This window comes from Paenibacillus tengchongensis, from assembly GCF_008973665.1.
In the GTDB taxonomy this organism is placed as follows: Bacteria; Bacillota; Bacilli; order Paenibacillales; family Paenibacillaceae; genus Paenibacillus_AQ; species Paenibacillus_AQ tengchongensis.
On sequence record NZ_WACP01000002.1, the window covers coordinates 640,570 to 666,308 of the forward strand.

General features: G+C 56.4%; 20 protein-coding genes and 1 rRNA gene. 18 read left to right on the plus strand and 3 right to left on the minus strand.

Annotation, left to right across the window (positions count from 1 at the left end; genetic code table 11):
* Nucleotides 1-196: 196 nt before the first annotated feature.
* The 9 genes from rfbB to ligA all read left to right on the plus strand — a co-directional run bounded on the left by rfbB (nucleotide 197) and on the right by ligA (nucleotide 12,402).
* Nucleotides 197-1,219, plus strand: coding sequence for a dTDP-glucose 4,6-dehydratase (gene rfbB, locus F1381_RS05625; RefSeq protein ID WP_151733833.1), 1,023 nt, complete (start codon nucleotides 197-199; stop codon nucleotides 1,217-1,219).
* Between the two features lie 8 nt (nucleotides 1,220-1,227).
* The gene (gene rfbD, locus F1381_RS05630; protein WP_151733874.1) at nucleotides 1,228-2,088 is read left to right on the plus strand and encodes a dTDP-4-dehydrorhamnose reductase; all 861 of its coding nucleotides are present in this window, start codon (nucleotides 1,228-1,230) and stop codon (nucleotides 2,086-2,088) included.
* 203 nt (nucleotides 2,089-2,291) lie between these two features.
* Nucleotides 2,292-3,374, plus strand: coding sequence for a glycosyltransferase family 2 protein (locus F1381_RS05635; RefSeq protein WP_246187912.1), 1,083 nt, complete (start codon nucleotides 2,292-2,294; stop codon nucleotides 3,372-3,374).
* Between the two features lie 273 nt (nucleotides 3,375-3,647).
* A complete protein-coding gene (locus tag F1381_RS05640; RefSeq protein ID WP_151733834.1) occupies nucleotides 3,648-4,601 on the plus strand; it encodes a glycosyltransferase family 2 protein in 954 nt (317 codons plus the stop codon).
* Entirely contained in the window at nucleotides 4,598-5,998 is a 1,401-nt protein-coding gene (locus F1381_RS05645) for an undecaprenyl-phosphate glucose phosphotransferase (RefSeq protein ID WP_151733835.1), read from the plus strand. The genes F1381_RS05640 and F1381_RS05645 overlap by 4 nt, the downstream gene beginning before the upstream one ends.
* Nucleotides 5,999-6,093: 95 nt before the next feature.
* The gene (locus F1381_RS05650) at nucleotides 6,094-6,954 is read left to right on the plus strand and encodes a phosphatidylinositol-specific phospholipase C/glycerophosphodiester phosphodiesterase family protein (RefSeq protein ID WP_151733836.1); all 861 of its coding nucleotides are present in this window, start codon (nucleotides 6,094-6,096) and stop codon (nucleotides 6,952-6,954) included.
* A gap of 230 nt (nucleotides 6,955-7,184) precedes the next feature.
* Nucleotides 7,185-7,895 carry a heptaprenylglyceryl phosphate synthase gene (gene pcrB / locus F1381_RS05655; protein WP_151733876.1) on the plus strand — a complete coding sequence of 237 codons (711 nt, stop codon included), beginning with the start codon at nucleotides 7,185-7,187 and terminating at the stop codon, nucleotides 7,893-7,895.
* A 45-nt stretch (nucleotides 7,896-7,940) separates the two neighbouring features.
* Complete coding sequence (gene pcrA / locus F1381_RS05660) at nucleotides 7,941-10,283, plus strand: DNA helicase PcrA (protein ID WP_151733837.1); 2,343 nt, start codon at nucleotides 7,941-7,943, stop codon at nucleotides 10,281-10,283.
* Nucleotides 10,284-10,389: 106 nt separating this feature from the next.
* Nucleotides 10,390-12,402, plus strand: coding sequence for an NAD-dependent DNA ligase LigA (gene ligA / locus F1381_RS05665; protein WP_151733838.1), 2,013 nt, complete (start codon nucleotides 10,390-10,392; stop codon nucleotides 12,400-12,402).
* Nucleotides 12,403-12,503: 101 nt separating this feature from the next.
* Here ligA and F1381_RS05670 read toward each other — a convergent pair whose 3' ends face one another.
* Entirely contained in the window at nucleotides 12,504-12,974 is a 471-nt protein-coding gene (locus F1381_RS05670; protein WP_151733839.1) for a GNAT family N-acetyltransferase, read from the minus strand.
* A gap of 206 nt (nucleotides 12,975-13,180) precedes the next feature.
* Between F1381_RS05670 and F1381_RS05675 the strand changes: the two genes are divergently transcribed.
* From F1381_RS05675 to F1381_RS05710, 8 genes are all read left to right on the plus strand, one after another.
* The gene (locus F1381_RS05675) at nucleotides 13,181-14,902 is read left to right on the plus strand and encodes an alkaline phosphatase (RefSeq protein WP_151733840.1); all 1,722 of its coding nucleotides are present in this window, start codon (nucleotides 13,181-13,183) and stop codon (nucleotides 14,900-14,902) included.
* 12 nt (nucleotides 14,903-14,914) lie between these two features.
* On the plus strand, nucleotides 14,915-15,634 hold the full coding sequence (locus F1381_RS05680; RefSeq protein WP_151733841.1) for an ABC transporter ATP-binding protein: 720 nt from the start codon (nucleotides 14,915-14,917) through the stop codon (nucleotides 15,632-15,634).
* Nucleotides 15,613-16,932 (plus strand): ABC transporter permease, encoded by a 1,320-nt coding sequence (locus tag F1381_RS05685; protein WP_343043386.1) that lies wholly within the window; start codon nucleotides 15,613-15,615, stop codon nucleotides 16,930-16,932. Before F1381_RS05680 ends, F1381_RS05685 begins: the two co-directional genes overlap by 22 nt.
* Nucleotides 16,933-16,945: 13 nt before the next feature.
* Nucleotides 16,946-17,908, plus strand: a complete 963-nt coding sequence (locus F1381_RS05690; protein WP_246187913.1) for a hypothetical protein — start codon at nucleotides 16,946-16,948, stop codon at nucleotides 17,906-17,908.
* Nucleotides 17,909-18,012: 104 nt separating this feature from the next.
* A complete protein-coding gene (locus F1381_RS05695) occupies nucleotides 18,013-18,750 on the plus strand; it encodes a response regulator transcription factor (protein WP_425495245.1) in 738 nt (245 codons plus the stop codon).
* 17 nt (nucleotides 18,751-18,767) lie between these two features.
* Nucleotides 18,768-19,874, plus strand: a complete 1,107-nt coding sequence (locus F1381_RS05700) for a sensor histidine kinase (protein ID WP_151733842.1) — start codon at nucleotides 18,768-18,770, stop codon at nucleotides 19,872-19,874.
* 109 nt (nucleotides 19,875-19,983) lie between these two features.
* Nucleotides 19,984-20,610 carry a hypothetical protein gene (locus tag F1381_RS05705; protein ID WP_151733843.1) on the plus strand — a complete coding sequence of 209 codons (627 nt, stop codon included), beginning with the start codon at nucleotides 19,984-19,986 and terminating at the stop codon, nucleotides 20,608-20,610.
* Nucleotides 20,607-22,481, plus strand: coding sequence for a transglycosylase domain-containing protein (locus F1381_RS05710; protein ID WP_151733844.1), 1,875 nt, complete (start codon nucleotides 20,607-20,609; stop codon nucleotides 22,479-22,481). Before F1381_RS05705 ends, F1381_RS05710 begins: the two co-directional genes overlap by 4 nt.
* A gap of 11 nt (nucleotides 22,482-22,492) precedes the next feature.
* On the opposite strand, the gene F1381_RS05715 is transcribed toward F1381_RS05710, so the two are convergent.
* Both F1381_RS05715 and F1381_RS05720 read right to left on the minus strand, forming a co-directional pair.
* Nucleotides 22,493-23,764, minus strand: coding sequence for a molybdopterin-dependent oxidoreductase (locus F1381_RS05715; protein WP_151733845.1), 1,272 nt, complete (start codon nucleotides 23,762-23,764; stop codon nucleotides 22,493-22,495).
* A 167-nt stretch (nucleotides 23,765-23,931) separates the two neighbouring features.
* A complete protein-coding gene (locus F1381_RS05720; protein WP_246187918.1) occupies nucleotides 23,932-25,152 on the minus strand; it encodes an MFS transporter in 1,221 nt (406 codons plus the stop codon).
* 499 nt (nucleotides 25,153-25,651) lie between these two features.
* On the opposite strand from F1381_RS05720, the gene F1381_RS05725 reads away from it, so the two are divergent.
* A 16S ribosomal RNA gene (locus tag F1381_RS05725) occupies nucleotides 25,652-25,739 on the plus strand; the annotation flags it as partial.

A 25,739-nucleotide genomic window follows, 5' to 3' on the forward strand; every position in this document is an offset into this window, starting at 1 on the left:
TAAATGCCCAGGTTACCCAAAATAAACGAATATTATATCAATAATAATGGGAATTGCATATTATAAAGTGATTCGTCATTGGCAATTGATTAGTTGATGTCTGATTCTGCACTTTCTGAGGAGGGAGCGGAATTCACTCCTAAGGTCGCAGAGTATAATTTGAAATATCCTCATTAAACCCAGAGGTGGTTATCCCATGAAACTTCTCGTCACCGGCGGCGCCGGATTTATCGGCAGCAACTTTGTAATATACATGCTGCAGCAGCACCCTGATTATCAAATCGTCAACGTGGATGCGCTGACGTATGCGGGCAATCTGGAGAATCTGAAATCGGTGGAGAACCATCCGAACTATACGTTTGTGAAGGCGAATATTACGGACGTGGCGGCGATGGATGAGCTGATTGGCCAGGGTGTGGATGTGGTGGTCAATTTTGCGGCGGAGTCGCATGTGGACCGGAGTATTTTGGAGCCGGATGTGTTCGTAAAGACGAATGTGCTGGGAACCCAGGTGCTTCTGGATGCGGCTAAGAAATACAGTGTGACCAAGTTTGTGCAGGTGTCCACCGATGAGGTATATGGGACGCTGGGTGCGACCGGATTGTTTACCGAAGAAACGCCGCTCACGCCGAACAGTCCGTATTCCGCAAGTAAAGCGGGCGGTGATTTGCTCGTTCGTGCCTACCATGAAACTTTCGGGCTGCCGGTTAACATCACACGCTGCTCGAATAACTACGGGCCTTACCAGTTCCCGGAGAAGCTGATTCCGCTGATGATCTCGCGTGCGCTGAACGACGGGGCTCTGCCTGTGTATGGTGACGGACTTAATATTCGTGACTGGTTGTACGTTGAAGACCACTGCAGCGCGATTGATCTTGTTATTCATAATGGCGTGATCGGTGAAGTGTACAACATCGGAGGCAACAACGAGCGCACCAATGTGCATATTGTAAAGACGATTCTGCAGGAGCTCGGCAAGCCGGAGTCGCTGATTACGTATGTGCAGGACCGTCCTGGACACGACCGCCGGTATGGCATTGATCCTACGAAGATTACGCGTGAGCTGGGCTGGAAGCCGAAGCATACCTTTGAGACGGGCATTAAGGAAACGATCCGCTGGTATCTCGACAATCAGGAGTGGTGGACGCGGATCCAATCAGGCGAATACCAGAAGTATGCTGCGCTGCAGTACGGCAGCCGTCTGGGGGATTCGCTGTAATGCCGAAGATGAAGGTATTGGTGACCGGTTCTGCGGGGCAGCTGGGTCAGGACCTGGTATTGCTGCTGACTGCGCAGGGTCATGAAGTGATGGGCTGCGACCGGCAGGAGATGGATATTACTGATCTGGATCAGTGCAAAGAAGTAATTGGCGGCTTTGCGCCTGATGCTGTAGTTCACTGCGCTGCCCACACAGCGGTGGATGTCGCGGAGACAGATATCGATAGCGCCTATCTGATTAATGCCACGGGAAGCCGGAATGTAGCCCTGGCGGCGGAGCAAGCCGGCGCGAAGCTGGTGTACATTAGCACCGATTATGTCTTCGACGGCATGGGTACGAAGCCATACCATGAATATGACAATACAGACCCGCAGAGCATTTACGGCAAGTCGAAACGGGCTGGTGAGATTCTGGTTCAATCGCTGTCTTCTAAATTCTTCATTGTCCGTACCTCCTGGGTGTACGGCAAGTACGGCAACAACTTCGTCAAGACCATGCTGAAGCTGGGACAGGAGAAGCCGCTGCTTCAGGTTGTTAATGATCAGAAGGGATCGCCGACCTACACCGTTGATCTGGCCCGTTTTGTACTTGAGCTGATCCAGACGGAGAAGTACGGCATCTACCATGCTTCCAACAGCGAAGCCTGCACATGGTATGAATTCACGCAGGCGATCTTTGCCGAAGCTGAGGAGCTTCTTGGACTTAAGTTTACCGCTAAGCTGGAACCATGCACGACAGAACAGTTTCCGCGTCCGGCTCCGCGTCCGCAGTATTCCGTTATGGAGCATCTGTCGATCCGTACGAATGGTTTCCAGGATATCCGGCCATGGCGGGAAGGTCTGCGAGATTTCTTGCTGGAATTGAAGTAAACAAAGCGAATAGGGTAATGAGATTGCTCCCGGGCCGTAACCAACGGTTCGGGAGTTTTTGCTTTGGGTTTGCCGAAAGAAGAGGAAGCAGGGGTGGGCATAATGGGGCATAGGGGAGGCCAACATAGCCGACCTGCAATGATTCCGATATAATGGACGAATAGGATTACCAATCTTGTAGAAATGCGGAGTTACTAATGAACATGAAAACGGTTAGTGTACATATCGTTACCTATAACAGCGGGGACGACATTATAGATTGCCTTCAGGCTGTGATTGCCCAGGATTACCCGGTAGAGCAGATCGTTGTGGTGGATAATGCCTCAAAGGATGGCTCGGCGGGAAAAGTGCGCGAGTGGTACCGCGAGCTAGAAGCGAAGCAACAAGATTCTGCATGCCATCAGGGAGCAGTGATCAGCCAAAAAGAGCATCAACTGACGGAGCAGCAGCAGGATTCTGGTGAATTGGGCGAAAACCGGCTAACGGGGAAACATCCGGAAGCGAGACTTTACCCCCAACTCACCCTCATCGAAAATCCCGCGAACACCGGCTTCGCACCCGCACACAATCAGGCTATTGCCGCCACCGATACGGACTACGTGCTGGTGCTCAATCCCGACTTGGAGCTGGCGGCTGATTATGTTTCACGGCTGATAGCAGTCATGGAAGCCGATCCGCGCATCGGCAGTGCAACGGGCAAGCTGCTGCTTAAGGCCGATCCGTCGCTGCTCGATAGCACAGGGCTGAGGATGAACCGGGCCCGGCGGGCGTTTGACCGGAGAGCAGGGGAACCGGCGGCGCAGGGCCCGGACTCGGGCCTGGTATTTGGAGTATCCGGAGCCGCTGCCATGTATTCGCGGAGGATGATCGAGGATGTCAGCGTCGAGGGCGAATTTTTTGACGGGGATTTTTTTGCGTATAAGGAAGATGTTGATGTCGCCTGGCGGGCGCAGTTATTCGGCTGGAACGCATTCTACAATGCAGAAGCTATAGGTTACCATGAGCGGGGCTGGAAGACATCGGGGCGCAGCGACAAGGCGCTGTTTATCCGGCGGATCTCCTATATTAATCGCTACAAGATGCTCTATAAAAACGAACCAATACGTACGCTTCTACCTACAATGCTATGTTCGCTGCCATACGAAATTGCCGCCACTGGCTATATGCTCCTGAGGGAACCGCAGTTGCTCAAAGCCTGGACGACCTTTTGGTCGCAGCGCAAGGAGCTACGGCGGAAGCGGCGCTATATTCAGGCGCTTGCGAAGCAGCGGGGAAGGAACCTATAGGCAAAGAAATATAGGACAAGGAACGCAAGAGTTACAAGTAAGAGCATGAATAATATACTCGGCAGCAGGTTGTAAACAGGAAAGAGCATTCCTACAACTAGAGCAGCCAAGGGACTTGCTGTCGTTTCTATAAAATCGGCTTTAGACTAGGTCTGTCTCCGATTCCACTATCACTCTGCATAAACCTCCCATTCATAGGCGGTCCCTATGAGGGAGGTTTTATGTTATAATGGTTGTCGATAGATTACTAATTTTGTCAGGAGCGTTATTGCATTGAGTGTAGATGTAAGCATACTGATCCTCAATTACAACACCTGCCGCCTGACGCTGGATTGTATCAGGTCGGTCTATGATTCGGAGACGGGCTATTCCTATGAAATTATTTTAATAGACAATAACTCCCACGATAATTCGGTGGAAATGATCCGCCAGGAGTTCCCGGATGTCCGGCTGATTGCCAACACGGAGAATGTCGGGTTTGCCAAGGGCAACAACCAGGGGATGGAAGTATCCGCAGGCCGGTACGTGCTGCTGCTCAATTCCGATACGGTGGTGCGGAAGGATACGCTGGAGACGATGGTTGCCTTGATGGACCGGCGGCCGGAGCTTGGAGCGGCAGGGTGTAAGGTTATTTTGCCGGATGGCTCATTGGATAAGGCTTGTAAGCGGGGTTTTCCGACACCGTCAGCTTCCTTCTATTATGCATTTGGCTTCAGCAAGCTGTTCCCCGATAAGCCGCGCTTTAACGGCTACCAGCTTGGGTATCTGGACCCTGATGAGGAGTATCCGGTAGACGCTCTGGTGGGAGCGTTTATGCTGGTGCGGCGGGAGACGATGGAGCAGGTCGGCGGGCTGGACGAGGAGTTTTTTATGTACGGTGAAGATTTGGACTGGTGCTTCCGCATCAAGGAGGCCGGGTGGGGCATTTATTACTATCCGCGGACGTCAATTATCCATCTCAAAGGCGGCAGCGCCCGGCGCAGACCGTTTAAGATCGTATATGAGTTCCACCGGGCGATGATTTTGTTTCACCGCAAGCATTATGCCGGACGTTATAACAGTATGATTAATGGAGTGGTCTATGCGGGAGTCGGCGTCAAATTTGCGCTTTCGCTGCTCAAGAATGCATTAACCGCACCGCGCACGGTTCCGTCTCCGGCCCAAAGCCTTTCGGGCACCGGAACGAATGCCGGAAGGCAAGATTCGAACACCGAGGTGAGATTATGATCCGCCGGAATCAGAAGTTTCTGACCAATCTTTATATGGTGGCTGACTTCCTGGTGATTCAGCTCTCGTTCCTGGCGGCCTGGTGGCTGAAATTCAGAAGCGGCTGGCTGGAGTCCTATAACACGCTGCCCGTTGAATCGTATGCGTACTGGAGCTTGCTCTACGGCGCTATCGCCGTGGCGATCGGGTTCCTGCTCTCGCTGTATTTGCCTAAACGTAAGAAACGGTTCGTTGATGAATTTCTAAAAATTTTCCAGGTACACATCATGGCCATCTTTATTCTGCTCGGTCTGATGTTCTTCCTGAAGGAAATCGACGTTTCCCGCCAATACCTAGCGATCTACATGGGCTTCAATGTCCTGTCCATTATGCTGTACCGTTATGTGCTGAAGAAGATGCTGAAATCGCTCCGCCAAAAGGGCTACAACCGCCAGTTCGTGCTGATTATCGGAGCAGGTACACTCGGCAAGCGGTTCTACAATAATCTGGTGCAGTATCCGGAGCTGGGATACGAAACGATCGGCTTCCTGGATGACTATCATACGTGGGACGGAATCGAGGCAGAGCGCTATAAGCCGGTTCTCGGCAAGGTTGATGAGCTGGAAGGGATGCTGGAGATGCTGCCGGTGGATGAGGTCATTCTGGCACTCCCGCTCGACGCGCACTCCAAGTATCCGGGGATTATCGCGGCCTGTGAGAAGGCCGGGGTGCGCACGCTGATTATCCCCGACTTCTTCGATTATTTGCCGGCCCGGCCGTATTTCGATAATTTTGCCGGAATGCCGATGATCAATGTACGCGATATTCCGCTGGATATGACGGGGAACAAAGCGGCCAAGCGGGCGTTTGATATTATTTTCTCCTTGTTTGCGATTATTATGATGTCGCCTGTGATGCTGCTGGTGGCGCTGGGAGTACGTCTGACCTCGCCCGGCCCGATTATCTTTAAGCAGGAGCGCGTCGGCCTGAACCGCCGCAACTTCATGATGTATAAGTTCCGCTCCATGCGCATGCAGCAGGAAGGTGTGGAGGATACGGGCTGGAGCACGCCGCAGGATCCGCGCCGCACCCGGTTTGGCAGCTTTATCCGCCGGACCAGCCTTGACGAGCTGCCGCAATTCTTCAATGTGCTGTTCGGCCAGATGAGCGTAGTGGGACCCCGTCCCGAGCGGCCGTATTATGTGCAGCAGTTCCGTGAGGAGATTCCCAAATACATGGTCAAGCATCATGTGCGGCCGGGCATTACCGGCTGGGCCCAGAGCAACGGGCTGCGCGGCGATACTTCGATTGAGGAACGGATCAAGCACGATATTTTTTACATCGAGAACTGGTCGCTGCTGTTTGATATCCGGATTATTGTTAAGACCATCCGCAACGGCTTCAAAAATGCGTACTGAACTCATTCTACCAAACGGTTGCCAACCTTAAACCAAGGGCACAGCCGTTTTTTCTTTTTCTACTACTACATCTGTGTGTAAAGGAATCTGCAGCTATGAAAAAAAGATTGCTGGCCGTCGTGATGATGATTTGCGCCATAGCGCTGCTGTTTATTTTTGCCCTGAGCGGCAGGAAGGAGCCGGAGACCGGCTTTGCCGCCTATAAAGTAATTGCCCATGCCCTGGGCGGCATCAACGGCCATACGTATACCAACAGCTATGAAGCGTTCATTGCCAATTATGAGATGGGCACCCGGGTGTTTGAAGCGGATCTGCTGCTGAGTGCGGATGATAAGCTGGTTGCCCGCCATGAGTGGACCGGCAATATGAGCAAGCTGCTGGGCCAGCTGACGGTCCTTCCTGCGGCTAAGCAGGGGGCCGTTCTGACCTACAGTGATTTTATGGACAGCCCGATTCTTGATTTATACTCGCCGGTCGATATCGACAAGATCATGGACTTGCTGGTGGCTTACCCGGACGCCTATATTGTGACGGATACGAAGGAGAAGAACCCGGAGCTGGTGACCCGGCAGTTCGAGCTGATTGTGGAAGCGGCGGAAAGCCGCGATCCTGCGCTGCTGGCGCGTATTGTACCGCAGATTTACAGCCGGGATATGCTGGATGTCGTGAATAACGTGCATGAGTTTCCTGAAATCATCTACACCCTCTATCAGTCGCAGGACAGCGAGGAGCAGGTTGTGGATTTTGTAAAAAAAGCCGGTGTAGACATTACGATGCCCGTCACCAAAGCGAGCAAAAGCTTCGTGCGGCAGCTCAAGCAGGCCGGAGCCCGTGTTTATGTGCATACTGTCAATGATCAGAAAGAAATCGTCAAGCTGTCGCGGCTTGGGGTGGACGGGTTTTATACGGATTTTGTGCCGGAGGATGAGCTTGCCGGGTATCCTGGAATAAGATAAACAGCACCACAAAGGGAAGCGAACCCGTTGCAGCCTATTCCGTATACTTTGCGGAAGCCACGGATAGCTAATTATGTTAAATAAAAAAGCGAAAAAATGTTCGCATTTTTGGGGCCGGATAAATTGACACCCCTTTGCGGCTGGCATATGCTAGAGTTACGGTTTTTGGGCTTGCGGGCGTGGCCTGCAGGCTGTGAATTGACTGGTGAGGATGGAAGTCCATGAATGAAATGCGGCAATTAATCAAGCCGTGGCGGCATGTATTTAAGCTGGACCCGGACCGTGAGCTGGGCGAGCCGGAACTGGCGCTGATTTGCCGTTCCGGGACCGATGCCGTTCTCGTAGGCGGCTCCACCGGCGTGACGTACGGGAACACACAGGACCTGCTGCGCAGAGTGCAGAGCTATGGCCTTCCCTGTGCGCTGGAGGTGTCCGATCTGGCGGCGGTGGTACCGGGCTTTGATCTGTATATGATTCCGATGGTGCTCAATACCGCCGATACGGCCTGGATCCTTGGACAGCACCGCATAGCGATTGAACGTTACGGAAGCCTGATTCCTTGGGAGCTGTTGCTGACAGAGGGGTATATCGTGCTGAACGCCGAGTCCTCCGTGGCCAGGCTGACGGGTGCAGACTGCGCGCTGGATGCGGACGCAGCTGCAGCGTATGCGCAGATTGCCGACAAGCTGATGCAGCTCCCGGTGGTATACCTGGAGTATAGCGGCACCTTTGGCGATATGGAAACCGTGCGTGCGGTGCGAGAGTCGGTGGAGTACAGCCAGCTCTTCTACGGCGGCGGCATCAGGAGTGCACACGAAGCGGAGCAGGCCGCCGCGCTGTGTGACACAGTGGTAGTAGGCAATATTATTTACAGCGATGTGCAGCAGGCGCTGGCTACGGTAGAAGCCGTGAAGAGTACGGCGAAGCTTGCTGTTGATTAAATAAAAGAAACTGGATGTTTATGTGCAGAAAGGAGCATGTTCACCATGCAGCTTGTTAACATACAAGACGCCATCAGCCGGCTGAATCCCCCGCAGCGGCAGGCAGTCGAAACAACGGAGGGGCCGCTGCTGATTATGGCCGGCGCAGGCTCCGGCAAGACGCGGGTGCTGACGCACCGGATCGCTTATCTCATCTCCACCCGCAAGGCGCCGCCGTGGGCGATCCTGGCGATTACCTTTACCAACAAAGCCGCACGCGAGATGCAGGAGCGTGTCTCCAAGCTGGTCGGACCGGAGGGGCGCGACATTTGGGTCTCCACCTTCCACTCCATGTGTGTGCGTATTCTGCGCAGGGACATTGAACGCATCGGCTTTTCCTCCAATTTCTCGATTCTGGATTCGGCCGACCAGCTGTCGGTCATCCGCAACTGCATGAAGGATCAGAATATTGATACCAAGAAGTTCGAGCCTAAGGCTGTGCAGGCGATGATCAGCACCGCCAAGAATGAGCTGGTGACACCGGCGCTGTATGAGCAGAAGGCCGGCGATTATTTCGAAGGTATTGTCGCCAAGGTCTATAAGATGTATCAGAAGCGCCTGAAGAGCAACAACTCCCTCGATTTCGACGATCTGATCATGAAGACGATCGAGCTGTTCAAGGAAGTGCCTGAGGTGCTTGATTTCTACCAGAAGAAATTCAAATATATTCATGTCGATGAGTATCAGGATACGAACCGGGCGCAGTATATGCTCTGCCGGATGCTGGCCGATGCCCACCACCGGATTTGTGTCGTCGGCGACAGCGACCAGTCGATCTACCGCTGGCGCGGAGCCGATATTACGAACATCCTCAACTTTGAAGAAGACTACCCTGAAGCGAAGACCATTCTGCTGGAGCAGAACTACCGTTCCACCTCGAATATTCTGAACGCTGCCAACGGGGTCATTGCCCGTAACTCCGGCCGCAAACCGAAGAAACTGTGGACAGATTCGGCCGAGGGCGAGAAGATCAAGGTCTTCCGTGGGGATACCGAGCATGATGAAGGATATTTCATCACCGGGGAAATCAGCAATAATGTGAAGCAGGGACAGGCCTACCAGAATCATGCGATTCTGTACCGCACGAATGCCCAGTCCCGTGTAATAGAAGAAATTCTGATCAAGTCGGATATTCCGTACCAGATCGTCGGCGGCATCAAGTTCTATGACCGCAAGGAAATCAAGGATCTGCTGGCCTATCTGCGCCTGCTGTCTAATCCCGACGACGACATCAGCCTGGTGCGTATCATCAATGTGCCGAAGCGGGGTATCGGCGACACGACCGTTGCCAAGCTGGCTGCGGCGGCAGGCGAGCGCGGCGTGTCGATCTTCCGCGTGCTGGAGACCGTGGATGATCTGGGCTTTGCCGGCAAGACGCGCAACGCCCTAGTCGAATTCTACGATATGATCGAGGCGCTTCACCGTATGGTGGAGTTCCTCTCTGTGACGGAACTGACGGAGAAGGTGCTGGAGATGTCGCAGTACCGCCTGGAACTGCAGAACGAGAACACACTGGAATCGCGCGCCCGGCTGGAGAACATCGATGAGTTCCTGTCCGTCACCATGGAATTTGAGAAGAACAATGAAGACAAGTCACTAGTCGCCTTCCTGACCGATCTCGCGCTGATCGCCGACATCGACAGCATGAACGATGAGGAGGAAGACCGCAGCGATGCCGTTGTGCTGATGACGATGCACAGCGCCAAGGGCCTGGAGTTCCCGGTCGTCTTCATCATCGGCATGGAGGAAGGGGTGTTCCCGCACAGCCGGGCCTTCCAGGACGATCAGGAGCTGGAAGAGGAGCGCCGGCTGGCGTATGTGGGCATTACGCGTGCGGAGAAGCAGCTGTACCTTAGCTGCGCACGTACCCGCACGCTGTTCGGACGGACGAACGCGAATGCGCCGTCCCGCTTCCTGGAGGAGATTCCCGAGGAACTGCGGGAAGACACCGGCTCCGGCGGCGACCGCTTCCGGCGCGGCTCAGCCGCCGGCGGAGCCTACGGCAGCCGCGGCTTCGGCAGCGGCAGCCGCAGCAACTTCGGCAGCCGCGGCGGGGCTGCCGGAACCGGCTCCGCCGCCGCAACGGCTAGCGGCGGCAGCACGGCCTCCGCGGCCCCATCGGCGGGCCGCGTGACCGTGACGAGCGGAGCGGCGATGCGCGCTCCGGGAACAACGTCGCCGGACGGCTTCAAGGCCGGCGACAAGGTGTCCCACGGCAAATGGGGCATCGGCACCATTGTGGCCGTGAAGGGCAGCGGGAACGATACGGAGCTGCAGATTGCTTTTCCGGCGCCGACGGGCGTGAAGCGCCTGCTGGCCGGGTTCGCACCGATCACCAAGGTGGAATGAACGGTACGGTGCTCGCATACGCATACGGTTAACGAATGCGATTACGGAGTATAAAGAATAATAGAGAAGCGGAATCTTAAGCCAAGGTACGGAGGGATATGCCCGGATGGATCACATGCATGCCATGGAAGAGCTCGTCGCCGAGCTGAACAAATATAATTATCATTACTATACGCTCGACGCGCCGCTGGTCAGCGACAAGGAATATGATGCCCTCTATGACAAGCTGCTGGCCCTGGAGACGGAGAGCGGCATGACGCTGCCCGATTCGCCGACCCAGCGGGTGGGCGGCGAGCTGCTGAAGGGCTTCACACCGCACCGCCATCTGGCGCCGCTGTGGAGCCTTGACAAAGCGCAGAACATCGAGCAGCTGCGCAGCTGGAACACCCGGGTGCTTAAGCTGGTGAATGATTACAACAGCAAGAACCCGGACCAGCCGCTGCCGGCTCCCTGCTATGCTGTAGAGCTGAAGTTCGACGGCCTGACGCTGAACCTTACCTATGAGGGCGGCAAGCTGGTGCAGGCGGCAACCCGCGGCAACGGCGTGGTCGGGGAGGGGATTCTCGCCCAGGTGAAGACGATTAAGTCTGTACCGCTGACGATCCCGTTCAAGGACGGGCTGATCGAGGTGCAAGGTGAAGGTATTATGAACCTGTCCGTGCTGGCTGATTATAATACCCGCGCAGCCGAGCCGCTGAAGAATGCCCGCAACGGGGCAGCCGGAGCGCTGCGCAACCTGAACCCGAAGGTGACCGCCGAACGCAGGCTGAATGCCTACTTCTACAATGTAGGTTACTCGGATGGCATACAGTTTACCGATCATCAGGAGATGATGGATTTCCTCCGGAGCAATTATTTCAAGGTGAATCCGTATCTGACGTATTTCGAGAACTTCGACGATGTGACCGAGCAGCTGGCTGAGATCGAAGAAAAAAGAGCAGGCCTGGACTACCTGATCGACGGAGCCGTCATCAAGGTTACCGATTTCCGCATCCGCGAGGTGCTCGGCTATACCGATAAATTCCCGCGCTGGGCGGTGGCCTACAAGTTCGAAGCCGAAGAGACGACGACGATTCTGGAATCGGTCAGCTGGAATGTCGGCCGGACCGGTAAGGTTACCCCGCTCGCCCGCGTGGAAGCCGTTGAGCTGGCCGGAGTAACCGTGCAGAACTGTACGCTGAACAATGTCGGCGATATTGAACGCAAGAATCTCAAGTTCGCCCTGGGGTCGCGGGTGTTTATCCGCCGCTCCAACGATGTTATTCCGGAGATTCTCGGCAAGGTTACGGAAGAGAGCGACGGCGGGGAGATTATCTATCCGGTGAATTGCCCGGCTTGCGGTTTCCCGCTGGAGATGCGCGGCGCCCATCTCTTCTGCAACAACAAGCTGAACTGCAAGCCGCAGATCATCTCGCGGATTACCCATTATGCGTCCCGCGACGCGATGGATATCGAGACCTTCAGCGACAAGACGGCCGGACAGCTGTATGAGGAGCTGAATGTGAAGGAGCCGGCGGATCTGTATGAATTAACGCTGGAGCAGCTCGTGAAGCTGGAACGCTTCGGCGAGAAGAAGGCGGACAATCTGCTCAAGGCGCTGGAAGAAAGCAAAGGGCGTGACCTGGCCTCCTTCCTGTACGCCCTCGGCATCCCGAATACCGGCAAAGCGACGACCCGGATGCTGGCCGACCATTTCCGCAGCCTGGAGGCGGTGATGAACGCTTCCGCCGAGGAGCTGACCGCGCTGCCGGATGTCGGCGGCATCGTCGCCGAGAGCATCGTGAGCTATTTTGCCGACCCGTTTATTGTGACGGGGATTAACCGCCTGCTGCAGCTCGGTGTACAGCCTAAAGCGCCGGAAGCGCCGCGCCAGGTCAGCACGGATTCCTTCTTCAGCGGCAAAACCGTAGTTCTGACCGGTACGCTGCATAAGCTTACCCGCGATGAAGCGGCGGAGCGGCTGGAAGCGCTGGGCGCGAAGGTCTCCGGCAGCGTCTCCAAGAAGACCGACCTCGTCATTGCCGGCGAGAAGGCGGGCAGTAAGCTAACGAAGGCGCAGCAGCTCGGCATACAAGTCATTGACGACGAGGAAGAGCTGCTGCGATTGCTGGAGAGCTAAACGCTGTTATGCGTACCGCTAGCAGTGGAGACTGAGGACACGAATGCCCTGTGGGACACTCGCTTAAGGCGAGACCCGCAGGGCTTTTTTTAAACATAATACTAAAGAAGCTTCTCATACCCCACTATGGTCAGCTTATCATTAATGGGATGGGGTTCCCCGGTTCTCGTATATCCCAGCTTCTCATATAGGTAGCAATTCCGTTCCTCCTGCAGAATGGTTGCCAGCCCCCAGACACGTGCTTCCGGATACAGCTCTTCGATGATGCCAAAGACAGCTTGGGCTATACCCAGACCCTGGTACTCAGGCAGGATAAACACAGGGCTGATCCAATACTGCTGCACTTCCTTCTGTCTCACGCGTATTCCCCCTACAGGGACCCCGGCGTTCTGAATGATGTAATAGTCGGATTGGGGTTGTTCTATGCGCTGCAGCACTCTTTCTACCGGCTCATTGGCCGGACTGGTCTCGGCATCCTGATATTTCTCCAGTAACGGCAGGAATGTTCTGACCTGCATCTCATGAATAACGGCGGCATCCGCACCGTCGGCTTTTCTTAATGTAATTCCCATAGCTTCCATCCTCCGCTGATCCTCTTTTCTTGTTCTACCTCATACTGCCCACTACATATTCGCCGTTTGATTCCCTTTTCCTTGATCACCGGATCATGCAAGCGGAGGGTTTTAATATAATCTGTAACTTATTTTGACAATTTCATAATATTCCTCGTTTAGAATTGGTGGAGATATCCATTATGAGTGTGAGGAAGGGGTATACCATGAACAAGTTAATGAGGGGTATGGTAATCGGGGGATTGGCGGCGGCCGTTGTCTCCGGGGCAACCTTGGCTACGGCGGCACAGAGTAACACTACGGCCGGGGGAGCGGCCAAGGCGAAATCCAAGAATCTCATTGTGCTGATCGGCGACGGCATGGGTCCGGCACAAATTTCCGCAGCGAGATATTACCAGCAATACACCAAGAACATCAGCCACTTGAACCTGGACCCCTATTATGTGGGACAAGCGACTACATATGCGGATCGCGGTGAGGACGGCGGAACGGTAGTGTCGGGAATCGTCACGGACTCCGCGTCGGCGGGCACTGCTTTTGCCACAGGCCACAAGACGTACAATGCCGGCATCAGCGTCTCCAATGAGGATGTGTCGAAGCCGTTTGCTTCGATTATCGAAGCGGCTGAAAGCACCGGAAAAGCGACAGGGCTTGTAACAACGGCGCGGATTACGCACGCCACTCCGGCTGTGTATGCCTCCCATGTGCGCAGCCGTGATAATGAAGCGGCCATCGCTTCGCAGTATCTGGAGAGCGGCGTCGATGTGCTGATGGGCGGGGGCAAGCAGTTTTTTGTCACCAAGGAGGAAAAGGGCAAGCGTACGGACAAGAACATTCTCGGCGATTTTACCGCCAAAGGCTATACCATTGTGGAGAACACCAGTGCACTGAATAAGCTGACCTCCAAAAACGACAAGGTGCTCGGGCTCTTCGGAAGCTCCCATGTCGCCTATGTTCCGGACCGTACTGCGGAAATTCCGAGTCTGTCGCAAATGACCGCCAAGGCGCTGAACATCCTTTCTGCGGACAAGGACGGTTTTGTGATGATGATTGAAGGCGGACGGATCGACCACGCGGGCCACGCCAACGACCTGCCGACACTGGTGCAGGAAGCGCTCGACTTCGACGCAGCATTCAAGACAGCCATTGAGTTTGCTAAAAAAGACGGCAATACCTCCGTTGTCGTTACGGCCGACCATGAGACAGGCGGATTGTCGCTCTCCCGCGATAACATTTATGAAATCAACATCGATCTGTGGGATAAGCAGAAGCATTCCTCGGAAAGCATCGCCGCTGCACTGGAAGCAGCCCAGACTGCCGAAGAGATCCGCAGTATCGTAACGAAAAATACGTGGATTACCGACCTGACCGACGAGGAAGTGGCACAGATTATGGCGGGCGACGGCTCCTCCTATAAGCGTGAGGGCGCCTACAATGCTGTGGTATCGAAACGTCTGCTGATCGGCTGGTCGGGACATGGCCATTCAGCCGTAGATGTAGGAATCTGGGCGTACGGTCCGATTGCCGATCAGGTCAGAGGACAAGTGGACAATACGCAGATTGCCAAAGCGGGTGCGGCCACACTTGGCCTGGATCTGAACAAGCGTTCGAGCGAGCTGCAATCAAAATATATTTATCCGAAGTTTAAAATCAACCGCGACAACGAGGTGCTCTATCCTGCAGCCGCGCTGGTTAAAGCGCTGGGCGGGACGTACACAGGCGATGCCTCCGCAGCTAAGCTGACCCTGCAGAAAAATACGCTGAACGTTAATCTTACAGCCGGAACAGCGACCTTCAACGGCAAAACCGCATCCTATACCGTTGATGTGGACAACGGCGTGCTGTATCTGCCGCTTGGCGCATTCAGCCAGCTGAAAGGCACAACTTTGAAGTGGGATTCCCTCTCCGAACGGATTGGGCTCAGATAGGAGTGGAGGGCAGTGCTTCAGATTCATGAGCTGAGCAAGCATTTTCGTGTCGGCGGAAGAACGGTGCCGATTCTCGATATTCCCGAGTGGCGTGTGGAGCGCGGGGATCAGGTGGCCATTACCGGGCCAAGCGGGTCCGGCAAGAGCACGCTGCTGCATCTGGTCAGCGGGATTCTCCAGCCGGACAGCGGCAGCATCCAGGTGGATGGGGTATCGCTGCATAATCTGAAGGAGGCGGCGCGGGACCGGTTCCGCGCTGAACGCATCGGTTATGTGCTGCAGGACTTTCACCTCATTCCTTCGCTCACAGCCAGGCAGAACGTGGAGATCGCGCTGACAACCCGGCTTCCGCACCAGCAGCGGAGGAGGCTTGTGGACGAGTGGCTGGAACGGGTGGGCTTAAGTGAGCATGGCAGCCACCTGCCTTCCCAGCTCTCGCGCGGCCAGCAGCAGCGGGTAGCGATTGTCCGTGCCCTGGTCAACCGTCCGGCACTGGTGCTCGCCGATGAACCGACGGGCAGCCTCGACTGGGAGACGGCAGACGAAATCTCTTCCCTGCTGCTGAATCTGAGCATTGCGCAAGGCCACACTTTAATTGTTGTGACCCATGACTTGAATATGGCGATCAGGTTCCCGCAGCGGCTGAATATCCGGGAGATGAACTGTGCCCGCCGGGAGAAGACGCCTCTGCTTCAGGAAGAGGCAGAACGGTGGAAAGAGGGAATCATATGAGCCTGCTGCATTTGACACTGCGCAATATTTGGCACCGGCGCTTCCTGTCCCTGCTGACGGTAGGGGCAGTGGCCGTCACGGTTGCTTTTATCGTGCTGCTGTCGCTGTCCCGGGAGAGCGTGGAAGAAGGGGCCAAACGGGGCTACGGGCCGTTTGATCTGGTGATCGGCGCGGCGGGCAGCGAGACGCAGCTCGTGCTGAACACCTTCTACCATGTCGGTGCTCCGACCGGCAATATTCCGCTTGCGGTACTGGAGCAGGCACAGGCGGATGCCGGTGTCGACCAGGCCTTTGCGATGACGGCAGGCGACAATTATAAGGGCTTTCCGATTGTGGGCATCGATCCCGGCTATTTCGCTGTCCGTTACGATGGCGGCCGCTTGCAGGCAGGAAGCATGTATGCTTCCACCGGTCAGACCATTGTCGGAGCCTATGTCGCGAGGACTCTGGGGCTTAAGGTTGGAGATACCTTTACCGGCGTGCACGGGCTGGTACAGGAGGAAGGCCATGCGTATGACCATGACGCTGGCGGCGGAGAGTATGAAGGGGCAACAGCAGCCGGGAGCGGCACCGTGGATGGGGACCATGAAGCTGGCCATGACGGGGAAGCGGATGGCGTTACAGAGGAAGCGCATGCCCATGAGAGCTTCCGTTATTCGGTAACCGGTATTCTGCCGGAGCTGCATACCCCCGATGACCGTGCAGTGTTTACGACAACGGACTACGCTTGGGCCGTACACGGGTTGGCGCCGGAGGACCGCGAAATTACGGCGGTGCTGGTCAAGCCGGCCAGTCTGCTCGGTGCCCATACGCTGAAGGAGACGCTGGACGGTAAGGACAGCGTGCAGGCTGTCTATGCGAGCCGTGCGGTAGGCGACGTGCTGAACGCCGTTGACCAGGGCGCTAGGCTGGTCGGTGTACTGACGGCAATCTGCGTGCTGCTGGCGGCCATCTCGATCCTGCTGTCCTTGATTGCGGCAGCCGGGGAACGGACCAAGGATGTCGGTCTGCTGCGGCTGCTCGGTAAATCCCGGGGCTATGTCTGGCTGACGCTGACCAGCGAGGGTTTGCTGGTGACGGCAGCGGGCGTGCTTGCCGGACTGGTGCTGGGGCATGCAGGCGCTGCTGTGCTAAAGGATGTATTGTTTGCGCAGGCAGGCATCCAGATCCGGCCTTTGCAATTCACAGCCGATCATTGGCTCATTATTCTTGGTGCACTGGCGGTCGGCCTGCTGTCTTCGCTGGGCCCGGCTTACCGGATGTACCGCCAGCATCCGCTCGCTTTGTTTAAATCGTAGGAGGTACACTATATTGAGAAGAGTACAGAGTAGGCTCCTGCTGGCCGGTACGCTTGCCGTAATGCTACTCGGGGCCTGCGGCCAGGACAAGAACGCCGCTGGCGGGGAATCCTTCGCCGCAGCGGCTGGGAATAGCGCGGAGGCGGACTCTGCCGCAGTGACGGAGGCAGCTGCCGGGGCAAGCCAGGCCGCGGCGAACAGTGCGCTGCCATCGGCGGCTGCGGACCTTTCCGCCGCAGCCGCTGCGCCTTCCGGCGTGCCGGCCCCGGAGGAAGCTGCGGCGTCGCCGCCCCCGGCGGATACCGGCGGCACAGAAGCCTCCGCCGCCGCGCCCGCCCCGCGCAGCGCCGTGCCGGCTGCGCCGCAGGCCTCCCCGGCGGCAGCGCGCCCGCCGGGCAGCGCGGCAGCGGCAAGCCCCGCTGCCGCGCCTAAGCCCGCAGCGGGGCCATCCGCCGCTGCAGGCCCCGCCTCCGGCACTGCGTCGCCGGAGGGCACTGCCGCAGGCGCCGCGCCAGCTTCGGCGCCAGCCCGCCAGCCGGCCGCTACGCCAGCGCCGGCGGCCTCCCCGGCCGCGGGCGCGAAGTCAGCCGCGCCCGCAGACCAGGCACCAGCCGGCAATACGCTGATCGGCTGGGACGGCTTCTTCGACGGCGGCGACCAGACGCGGCCGTCGGAGCAGTTCTGGGATCTCAGCGGCAGCAGGGTGACCATCAAAGGCTTCATGGGCGAAGTGCTGTCGTTCGAGAAGAACTGGTTCCTGCTGATTCCCGAGCCGGGTGCGGAGTGCCCCTTCGACAACGGCGACGAGACCTACTGGAACAAAATCATGATTGTGTTCGTGCCGGAAGGCAGCAAGCTCCGCTATACCACCGGAGCGCTGGAGATCAGCGGACGGCTGGATGTCGGCATCAAGATCGACGAATCCGGCTATAAGACGATGTTCCGGCTGTACGATGCTTCTTTTAAAAGCCTTTAATCTCATTAACTATTAGCCTGCGTAGTTCCGGGAACGAATTCCGGTTACGCGGGCTTTTTGCTTTTTCGCCCGGCGGGTTCTCATAGTATGATAGAGGTATACTAATGACCCGGATCAGGAAAGGATTGCTGCATGTGAGACAAGAAACGATACTGCTGGTGGATGACGAACGGGAAATCGTGAACCTGCTGGAGATCTATTTAAGCAACGAAGGCTACCGGCTGCTGAAGGCTTTTGACGGGATAGAGGCTTTGGCCTGCCTGGAGCAGGAGACGGTGGATCTGATCATCATGGACGTCATGATGCCGAAGCTGGACGGAATTGCTGCCTGCATGAAGATCCGCGAGGAGCAGAACATGCCGATCATTATGCTCTCCGCGAAGAACACCGACATGGACAAGATCGCCGGACTCAGCATCGGGGCGGACGACTACGTCGGCAAGCCGTTTAATCCGCTGGAGCTGGTGGCGCGGGTCAAATCACAGCTGCGGCGCTACCACCGCCTGAATAAGGATACGCCGGCGAGGACCAGTGAGAATGAACTGGTATTCGATGACCTGGTAATCGATATCCTGAAGCATGAGGTCAGCATCGGCGGCCGGAAGGTGAAGCTGACTCCCCGCGAGTTCTCGATTCTGGAGCTGCTGGCAAGGCATCAGGGGCAGGTGCTCAGTATGGAGCAGATTTACCGGAATATCTGGAACGAGCCGTTCCTCGACGGGGGCAGCACGGTGATGGTGCATATCCGCAATCTCCGTGAGAAAGTCGAACCCGAACCGAAGCAGCCCCGCTATATCCAGACCGTCTGGGGCGTCGGATATAAACTGGACGGGCCGATATAAGGACTGGGGGGAATGCGATGAATGCCAAATATGTAAATACCGTCCGCTGGAAGTTCATTTGGGCGTTTATGCTCAGTTTGTTGACCGGGGCTGTTATCCTCCTGGGAGGCTACCGAGTAGCCAATTTTCTGCTGCATAATAATCCTTCGTCGCCCGCAGCACCGGCGCTGAAATGGATCGTCATTCATGTCGGCTCCCTGCCGGTGATGGCGGTAGTGGGAGTTGCCAGCTTTTTATTGTTCTTTTTTCTCTATACGCGCCGAATCGTCTCCTACCTCGAGGAGATCACCCGCGGCATTCAGCAAATCACGAAGCTGGGCGAGTTCCAGCCGATCGCGGTTAGAACCGGCGATGAGCTGGGCGTGCTGGCGGAGAACATCAATGTCATGTCTGAACGTCTCCGGCAATCCCTGCTCGAAGAACGGAAGGCCGTCCAGGCCAAAAATGATCTGATTACCGGCGTCTCGCATGACCTGCGCACCCCGCTGACTTCCATCCTGGGATATTTGGAATATATCGAGCAGGACCGCTGCCGTGAGGAAGGGGAAATCCGTTACTACGTGGCCATTGCCTATCAAAAAACACTGGTGCTCCGCAAGCTGATCGACGACCTGTTCGAGTATACCCGTGTGAACAGCGGCGGTCTTCCGATGGTAGCCGAGCCGCTGGATTTGAGTGCGTTCATCCGGCAGCTGGCCGAGGAATCGGTGACTGAGCTGGCCCGGGCGGGCATGGTTTATGAGCTGTACGACACGGGGGAGGCGCTGTGGATCCAGGGAGCCCCGTATGAGCTGCTTCGTGCCTATGAGAATCTGATTACGAATGCGATCCGTTACGGACAGGATGGGCGCAAGCTGGAAATTGCCCTTTCCCGGGAAGGTGAGGAGGCCGTCGTGCGGATCAGTAATTTCGGCGAGATGATTGCAGAGAGCGATCTGCCCCATATCTTTGAACGGTTCTACCGTGCGGAACGCTCGCGCTCGCGGCATACCGGAGGCTCCGGCCTGGGACTGGCCATCGCCAAAGGCATTGTGGAACGGCACGAGGGCAGCATAACCGCCCGGAGTGACAGAAGCCGCACCGATTTCATCACCCGCTTTCCGCTGCTTGCGGTGAATCCTTAATAAGGAAATCTTAAGAGGATCTTTAGAACTTTGCGGGGGATTCTTTAGAATTGCCCTTTATCCTGTTGCTTAGGGCGGTTAAGCGCCCGGGTACCGGGAGGGGACTGTTTTGTTCAAAATAAATGATTTGCTTAAAAAGAGTACAGTGCGTGCCTGTTATTTGTACATTTGCGGAGGAAGCCTGCTGCTGAGCGGAGCGATCGTTCTTGCCTTGCAGTCGGCGGCAGGCTACCTGTATGCGCGGCATACGCCGGATTCGGCCACAATGGTGATCCGCTTGATGCGCTGGATCATCAACCATATCGGGCGGGCACCGGTGGCGCTGCTGCTGTTTGCCGGGCTGTTCGTGATATTCTTCCTGCTGCGATCGCAGAAGGCGGCAGACGATCTGCGTTCGCTGGTGCAGGCGGCCGGGGATTTGGCGCAGCGGGGTTCGCTGCGGGAGCTGAACGTATGGTCCGGCGGGGAGCTGGCGTTGATGGCGGAGCACTTGCGGAGACTTGATTTGCGGGATTCGCAGCCTCCTGAGTTCCCTGTTCCGGTTGGCGCGCAACCGCTAACGGCGGAGCCGCCCGGCCGGGAGGATCTGCTTGCGCTTGCCCTCCGGCTGCGGACGCTGCAGCGCCTGCTGGATACTCTGCCGCAGGAGGGGCTACCGGCGGAGCGGGTAGAGGCAGTCCGGCGCGAAGCGGCGGGAATGGAGCGGGTCCTGGCAGGTCTGCTGGCAGAGCTATGAGTGCCAGGCATACTGCTGCCGTCCGCAGACGGTTTCCGGGAAGAGCGGTCTACCTGGGCTTCGATCTGGCCGTGCTGGGCACGCTGCTGGTTTTTGCGCTGCTGTTTTATGTGAATACATACGGCCAGAGCGTCATCAGCCGTACTCCCGAGCGGCTGGTCCTGCCGGAGTCGAGCGTCGTGCTGAGCGCGGATGGAGCCGTTCTGCGCAGAATTCCGCTCCCCGGGTCAGGATACCGCAGCTTGGCGGGGCTGAATGAAATGCCCGAGCTGCTGATTCAGACCTTTCTGACCGTCGAAGACCGGCAGTTCTATGCGCATAGTGGCCTTAATTACACCGGCATTGCCCGGGCGGCTGTCCGCAATACCCTCAGCCTAAGAATTGCCGAGGGGGGCAGTAGCATCACCCAGCAGCTGGCCCGGAATCTGTATCTGGACCGGCGGCAGACGCTGCTGCGGAAGCTGAATGAAGCCTCTATTGCACTGGCACTTGAGAAGCGTATGTCCAAGGATAAGATTCTGGAGCTTTACCTGAACCAGATTTATATGGGACGGGGGCAGTATGGCGTCAAGACAGCGGCGGAATATTATTTTGGCGTAACGGATTTGCGGCAGCTGGACATCGGACAGATTGCCGCCTTGGCCGCTACACCGAAGGGGCCATCGATTTATAACCCTGCGGAGAACAACGCCGTATCTGCTGCAAGGCAGCAGCTGGTGCTGCGGATAATGGAGCAGCAGGGGCTGATTACTGCTCAGGAACGGGCGCAGGCGGCCCGCACGGAGTATCATCCTCCGCAGCAACCGGCCGGAGGCGTCCTTAGCGGTGCCTCTTACATCGATGTTGCGCTGCAAGAGGCGGCCCGTCTGACCGGCAGGACGCCGGAGCAGCTGAAGACCGGCGGCTACCGCATACAGACGGCTATGAATGCTGCAGCGCAGGAGGCCATGGAGTGGGCTTTCCGCGAGCGCGACAATTTTCCTCCTGACGGATTATCGAGGCAGGTAGAAGCGGCGATGGTGATCATGGACCAGCATAGCGGGGAAATAGCGGCTCTGATCGGCGGCCGGGACGAAAGCCCAGGCAGTGTGAACCGGGCCGTGATCGATGCGCGCCAGCCGGGCTCGGCATTTAAGCCGGTTATTGTTTACGGCCCGGCGCTGGAGAGCGGAATGTATTCACCGGACAGCATATTGCCTGACCGTAAGCAGAACTACGGCGGCTACAGTCCGGATAATGTGAACGGTGTGTACCGGGGACAGGTGAGTATGAGGACAGCATTGCGTGAATCGATCAACGCCCCCGCCGTCTGGCTGCTGAAGCAGGTAGGAATCGCTCAGGCGCGGCAATTCGCCGCGAAGCTGGGTATTCAGCTGCCGGCCGAGGATGTTCATTTGTCCATTGCACTCGGAGGATTGCATCAAGGGGTATCGCCTCTGAAAATGGCGCAGGCCTACAGCGTCTTCGCCAGCGGCGGAATCTACCGTGAAGCGCATACGGTGCGGAGCATTTCGGCTGCCGGCGGACAGCTGCTGTACCGTTACGAGCCGGAACCGCAAAGAGTCATCACGGCGCAGACTGCTGATAGCATGACACGGATGCTCCGCAGTGCTGTAAACGAAGGAACAGGCAAAAAGGCGCGGCTGTCCGTTCCGGTGGCCGGGAAGACCGGCACCACCCAGGCGGGTCTGCCCGGCGTTTCCGGCAAGGCCAACCGTGATCTGTGGTTTGTCGGGTATACGCCGGACTGGACCGCTGCCGTCTGGATGGGCTTTGACCGCACCGACAAGGAGCATGTATTGTACGAGGGCAGCGGCAAAGCCGCCGCACTGTTCGCAGCCGTGATGTCAAAGGTTGAGGGAGGCCCGTAAAGCTGGCGGTTCTACACACGCTTGGCGCCGGGCAGCCAGGCATCCTTGTCGTACCCGCGCTGCTCCCAGTAGCCGGTATGGTCCTCGGCAATGAGCTCGATCCGGTTCAGCCACTTCACTGATTTGTAGGCGTACATCTGCGGGGTGACGAGCCGGACCGGTCCTCCAAGCTGATTGGGGATCGGCTTGCCGTCATGCATGACGGCTACCATTACATCCTCCATCCGGGCCTGTGCCAGCGTTAATGAATCCGTGTAGACCCCGTCGCCGGAATAAAGCTTAACCATGACTGCTTCGGACCGCACACCGGCCATGTCCAGCAGCCTGAACAGCGGAATGCCCTCCCAGGTGTTCCTGTAGACGGACCAGCCGGTGACGCAGTGGAAGTCGCTGACCTGAACTTCGCGCTGCAGCTGCACGAACTGTTCCCAGTTCCAATGCAGCTGCGTATTCACCAGACCATCGACCATGAACGACCAGTTGGAGTTGTCGAAGGACGGAATGTCCGTTACGGTGTATACGCGAAAATAGCCATCAGCACCTCCGCCGACCGGAGGAGAGGACTGCGCCAGCGGCACGGGATCCGGCATAAGAACATTGGCATTCTCTGCGGTATAGTCCACCGCTCCGGGCAGCTGCAGGGATCGTCCCAGCCAGCGGATGAACGTAGGACCGACCGTAATCGCCAGTCCGGCCCCTACGGCTCCTTTAATGAAACCGCGGCGGGTGTAGACCGGCTGCGGAGCGCCGCTGAGCGGTTCCTGCTCCGCCGCGTTACCCGCGTTCACTTCCGCCGGAACTTCAGCCTTCGTAACCGAGCGCTTCTGCGGCTGATTCAGCCATTTCACCCGGGTAATGGAATGATAGATGATTACCGGTAGACCGATCCAGGTCAGCAGGTCGTGAATGATCAGCGCCGTATTGGCAGCGTGCGGTCCGGTCAGCCGGAATTGCCACAGCACAATGCCGGACAGAAGCCAGCCTGTCAGGAGGGTCAGGACGAATAGTACATTAGCTTTTTGCCCAGGCTTGTCCTTCAGCCGCTTCCAATGCTTGGCTGCCAGCAGTAAATAGTAGATAACCGGTATAAGCAGCGCCAGCCCCACGCCGGTATGCGCCCATTTGAGCCATACGCGGCCTTCGCCCAGCAGTTCTCGCCAGAAGCCTCCGATCAGCATTAAGCCGCTCACAGCCAGAAACAACACCAGCCAGGCATTCCATTTGTGAATGGATACCAGCTTTTTACCGTATCCGCGCCGGATATTTGCAAGCGCCTTTTTCAAGCCTATCCCTCCTTTGCGCCCTGGGGCCATTCTATAGATAGATTAACTTTTAAGTAATTGTACCCTAAAAGACGGGCGTTTGATAATGGCCGAGAGGGCTGCATCTTCCCGATATCAAAAAAGGGTCCATCGTTCCCCCGAAGAAGAAGATGAACCCCGGACTGCGGTTACTCCGCGGCCCATTCCTCCAGCTTGCGGTCGCCCGGCAGCAATAACGTAAGCAGCCCGAGCAGCGGCAGAAAACCGCAGGCTACGAAGACAGTAACAATGCCGATCCGGTCGATCAGCTCACCGATAACCACCGAGCCGATGCCGCCCAGCCCGAATGCCAGGCCGGTTATCAGCCCTGAGACGGTGCCGATTTTACCCGGATACAGCATTTGTGCGTAAATAACGGTTACCGAGAAGCTCGAGAGCAGAATGAATCCCGAGATGATCAGCAGGACAGCCGCCCAGAACGGATTGACAAAAGGCAGCGCCAGCGCAAAAGGAACCGTGCCGAGCATAGAAGCCAGGATCAGATTACGCCGTCCGAAGCGGTCGGCGAGCGGACCGCCGAAGAAAGTTCCGACAGCTCCGGCCGCAAGGTACATAAAGATGTACACCTGCGCCTGGTCCAGCTCCATTCCGTATTGGGCCATTAAATAGAAAGAGTAGTATCCCCCGATAGATGCGCCATACCAGGAGCGGACAAATACAATAAAGACCAGGATTACGGTTGCGGTCAATATGCTTTTGCGGCGGGCAGGGTCGATGGTGCGGGAAGAGGATTTGCTCTTGAAGCTGTAACCCGCGTTCAACATCTGGGCGTACCATCTGGCCACATACGTCTGTACTGCGATTCCGGCAGCGGCAATAATCGTGAAGCCTAGTGCCCCCATCTGCCCGAAGGGGATAAAGATCCATTTCATCAGCAGAGGTCCGAGTGACTGGCCAGCATTTCCGCCGACCTGAAAAATCGATTGCGAGAGTCCCTTGCGCTGCCCGGCAGCCATATGGGCTACCCGCATGCCTTCCGGATGGAAGGCGGCTGAGCCGAAACCGACCAGCATCACAGAGAAGATGACCAGTGCATAATTACCGGCAAAGGCGAGCAGTAATACGCCCAGGAACGTACAGCACATGCCCAGCGGCAGCAGAATAGGGCGGGGTCTGCGGTCTGCCGCATAGCCGATGACCGGCTGAATGACAGAAGAGGTCATGTTGAGCGCGAAGGAGATCCAGCCGATCTGGGCATAGCTGAGGACCAGGTTATCTTTCAGTATAGGAAACATAGCCGGGATCAGCGCCTGGATGGAATCGTTAAATAGATGAACAAAGCTGATAGCCAGCAGAATCCGGTACACCGTCGCCTGCTGACTGTTCCGCTGCTGCTCAGCCGTCATCATTGGCTGCGGAGCCGGAGTAGAATTGTTCTGCATATTAACTCCTTTCTGTTCATTTCATGAATAGCTTTTCTATAAGAAGAGTCAGACGCAATTAAGTTCTATTGTAGTCAAAGCTTAAGGATTTAGGAAATCAATTTGTACAACTGAGGCGAAGAAGCTTCCCGTGATAAATGTATTTGAAAAAAAGTGTTGCATAGTTCGGATCAGCGTGATATATTATCTCTTGTGCTTATGAGGCATCGACGCTGAAACAACGAAGCGAAGAAGAAATAAGTTGACAAGACACAATGAAATATGATACACTCTAATTCCTGTGCAAGAGACGAAAGTTGATTGCCGGGAAGCAAGTTCTTTGAAAACTGAACAAATGGAACGCTTTAAAAGTATTGATTCGTTTTATGAATCGTCAGTTTCAAAATGAGCTATCAGCTTATTCGATAGATTTTCGGATGGTTATTTTCTCGGAGTAATTCGGGTGAAGTAGCCGCTCGAAAAAACCTTATTGGAGAGTTTGATCCTGGCTCAGGACGAACGCTGGCGGCGTGCCTAATACATGCAAGTCGAGCGGAGTGATGAGGGAGCTTGCT

What these genes read in the sequence shown, in the direction of transcription:
- pcrA (WP_151733837.1), top strand. Translation starts at nt 7,941, where the DNA reads ATGCAGCTTGTTAACATACAAGACGCCATCAGCCGGCTGAATCCCCCG.
- F1381_RS05695 (WP_425495245.1), top strand. Translation starts at nt 18,013, where the DNA reads ATGACCCGGATCAGGAAAGGATTGCTGCATGTGAGACAAGAAACGATA.
- rfbD (WP_151733874.1), top strand. Translation starts at nt 1,228, where the DNA reads ATGAAGGTATTGGTGACCGGTTCTGCGGGGCAGCTGGGTCAGGACCTG.
- F1381_RS05650 (WP_151733836.1), top strand. Translation starts at nt 6,094, where the DNA reads ATGAAAAAAAGATTGCTGGCCGTCGTGATGATGATTTGCGCCATAGCG.
- ligA (WP_151733838.1), top strand. Translation starts at nt 10,390, where the DNA reads ATGGATCACATGCATGCCATGGAAGAGCTCGTCGCCGAGCTGAACAAA.
- rfbB (WP_151733833.1), top strand. Translation starts at nt 197, where the DNA reads ATGAAACTTCTCGTCACCGGCGGCGCCGGATTTATCGGCAGCAACTTT.
- F1381_RS05710 (WP_151733844.1), top strand. Translation starts at nt 20,607, where the DNA reads ATGAGTGCCAGGCATACTGCTGCCGTCCGCAGACGGTTTCCGGGAAGA.
- F1381_RS05700 (WP_151733842.1), top strand. Translation starts at nt 18,768, where the DNA reads ATGAATGCCAAATATGTAAATACCGTCCGCTGGAAGTTCATTTGGGCG.
- F1381_RS05720 (WP_246187918.1), bottom strand. Translation starts at nt 25,152, where the DNA reads ATGATGACGGCTGAGCAGCAGCGGAACAGTCAGCAGGCGACGGTGTAC.
- pcrB (WP_151733876.1), top strand. Translation starts at nt 7,185, where the DNA reads ATGCGGCAATTAATCAAGCCGTGGCGGCATGTATTTAAGCTGGACCCG.
- F1381_RS05675 (WP_151733840.1), top strand. Translation starts at nt 13,181, where the DNA reads ATGAACAAGTTAATGAGGGGTATGGTAATCGGGGGATTGGCGGCGGCC.
- F1381_RS05645 (WP_151733835.1), top strand. Translation starts at nt 4,598, where the DNA reads ATGATCCGCCGGAATCAGAAGTTTCTGACCAATCTTTATATGGTGGCT.
- F1381_RS05670 (WP_151733839.1), bottom strand. Translation starts at nt 12,974, where the DNA reads ATGGGAATTACATTAAGAAAAGCCGACGGTGCGGATGCCGCCGTTATT.
- F1381_RS05635 (WP_246187912.1), top strand. Translation starts at nt 2,292, where the DNA reads ATGAAAACGGTTAGTGTACATATCGTTACCTATAACAGCGGGGACGAC.